Consider the following 1,122-nt stretch of genomic DNA (forward strand, 5'->3'; position numbering starts at 1 on the left):
TGATTCAATTCAAGTTAGAAATACCAATTATTAAACGTCGTCCAAATTTCGAAATGGAAGAACGTCTTGTGCTTGAAAAGGTTAATTATGATACAAATGAAATTACAGTTTATGGTAATACATACCCATTGAAAGACACATGTTTCCAAACTGTCAATCGTGATAATCCAGCAGAATTACTACCTGAAGAAGAAGAAGTCATGAATAAACTATTATTGTCATTCCAACAATCTGAAAAATTACGTCGTCATATGTCTTTCTTGATGCGTAAAGGCTCTCTTTACTTACCATATAATGGCAATTTACTCATTCATGGTTGTATTCCAGTTGATGAAAATGGTGAGATGGAATCATTTGAAATTGATGGTCATACTTACAGCGGCCAAGAATTATTAGATGTATTTGAGTATCATGTCCGTAAATCATTTGATGAAAAAGAAAATACTGATGACTTATCGACGGATTTAGTTTGGTATTTATGGACTGGGAAATATTCGTCATTATTTGGAAAACGTGCCATGACTACGTTTGAACGATACTTTATTGCAGATAAAGCTTCTCATAAAGAAGAAAAAAATCCATACTATCATCTACGTGAAGATGTGAATATGGTTCGTAAAATGCTCAGTGATTTTGGATTAAATGCAGATGAAGGTCGCATTATTAATGGTCACACACCAGTGAAAGAAATCAATGGCGAAGATCCTATCAAGGCTGATGGAAAGATGCTTGTCATTGATGGTGGCTTTTCAAAAGCTTATCAGTCAACAACTGGCATTGCAGGCTATACACTATTGTATAATTCATTCGGTATGCAACTCGTTGCACACCAACAATTTAACGCTAAAGAAAAAATACTTTCCGAAGGTATCGATGAACTTTCTATAAAGCGCGTCGTAGATAAAGAATTACAACGTAAGAAGATTCGTGATACCAATATTGGTAAAGATCTTCAAGCTCAAATAGATATTTTGAAAATGTTAATGCATGATCGCTACTTAGACTAAAGACGACATTTTATGCATGTATTGTATACTGTTGTATTGATGCGGTTTACGCATTGGCTACGCAAACGCGATGATAAATAGGCGACCTAGCTACACCGAAAAAAATCCCCTCACT

1 protein-coding gene is annotated in these 1,122 nt (G+C 34.8%); it reads left to right on the forward strand.

Annotated elements, in window-relative coordinates:
- The coding region (locus tag IDG60_RS15305) for a fructose-bisphosphatase class III (RefSeq protein WP_206160876.1) at window positions 1-1,007 on the forward strand (1,007 nt) is incomplete at its 5' end.
- Window positions 1,008-1,122: the final 115 nt, after the last annotated feature.

It is taken from the genome of Staphylococcus sp. EG-SA-2 (assembly GCF_017152085.1).